The 1,175-nt window shown below is 62.9% G+C and carries 1 protein-coding gene and 1 pseudogene; both read right to left on the reverse strand.

The window, feature by feature from the left end; all coding sequences use genetic code 11:
- Window positions 1-535: thioredoxin domain-containing protein (locus tag EOA33_RS36325; protein ID WP_127407767.1), on the reverse strand; the 535-nt coding region annotated here is incomplete at its 3' end.
- A gap of 60 nt (window positions 536-595) precedes the next feature.
- Window positions 596-1,175, reverse strand: a pseudogene (locus tag EOA33_RS36330) (M48 family peptidase); the annotation flags it as partial.

Consider the following 1,175-nt stretch of genomic DNA (forward strand, 5'->3'; position numbering starts at 1 on the left):
CGCCGTATTTCTCAGGCATCACCAAATGGAAGGCCATGGAGACGACGCTGGCCTTTTGCGAATCCGGGCTGAGGATCGGGAATTCCTTGAGGACGAAGCGCAGGTCGGGGTTAGCCTTGGTCAGCGCCTGCATGTCCTCGATGGCGCGTTTGCAGAAGCCGCAATTGTAATCGTAGAATTCGACGATGGTGACCTTGCCGTTCGGATTGCCGACGATGCCGTCAAAGGCGGAGTTGAAGATCTCGTCCTTGGCGTTCTTGATGACGCCGAGGGCGGCAATGCGCTGCTCTTCCTTCTGCTTGGCCTCCAGCGCTTCTTGCACCTCGAGCAGCACTTCCGGGTTCTTGAGGAGGTAGTCGCGGATGATGCCCTCGACCTCGGCCCGGTCGATCCTCCTGTCCGAGGGCGCGGCGGCCTGGACGACCTGCGTCGTGTCGGCCTTGGCCGCCTGAGGGCTGCCGGCGACGAAGCCGACCGCCAGCATGGCAAGGGCGGCCACCACGCCCGTCGTGCCAAGCAAGATTGCCTTGTTCATGATCCTCGATCCCTTTTGCCTGTTCCAGTCCGCTTCCGTTGCCCGGAGCGGCCGGAAGGTTCACTTGGTTTTGCCCGAAGGCCCGTAGTTTATGATATCCTGGGCGCGAAGCCAGCCAGGCTCGCCGCGCTTCATCTTCTGTTGCGCGCGCATGGCGAAAATCTTCGCGTTCCGGTAGTCGCCGGAATAGAAATGGCCTTCGGCCGTGGCAAGGTCCGCCGCCGGTATGTTGCCGAGTTCGCCATAGGCCTGCGCCAGATAGCGGTAGCCGACGGCGTTCTCCCTGTCGCGCCCAAGACCGTTGTTGATCTGCACCGCGGCCTTTTTCAGGGCATCCGGCGTGCCGATCGCCATCAGAGCCTGGCCGAGCGAGACCGGCAGCAGCCCGGACCTCGCGGGATCGAGGCTGACCGCCTTGGCATATGCGTCAGCGGCATCCTTGGGCTTGTTCGCCTTCATCAGGATGTCGCCGCGCAGTTCCTGGAAATAGGGGTTCTTCGGCTGTTCCTTGATCAGTGCGGACGTCTTGACGAGCGCGGCATTGAGGTTGCCGTAAAGATAGGCGAGCTGCGCCTCGCCGTAGCGCGAGGCGAGGCTGCCCGGATTCTTGCGCATCAGCCGCGAGGCGGCCGCCTGTCCC

Origin of the sequence: Mesorhizobium sp. M4A.F.Ca.ET.050.02.1.1 (genome assembly GCF_003997725.1) — a bacterium.
In the GTDB taxonomy this organism is placed as follows: domain Bacteria; phylum Pseudomonadota; class Alphaproteobacteria; order Rhizobiales; family Rhizobiaceae; genus Mesorhizobium.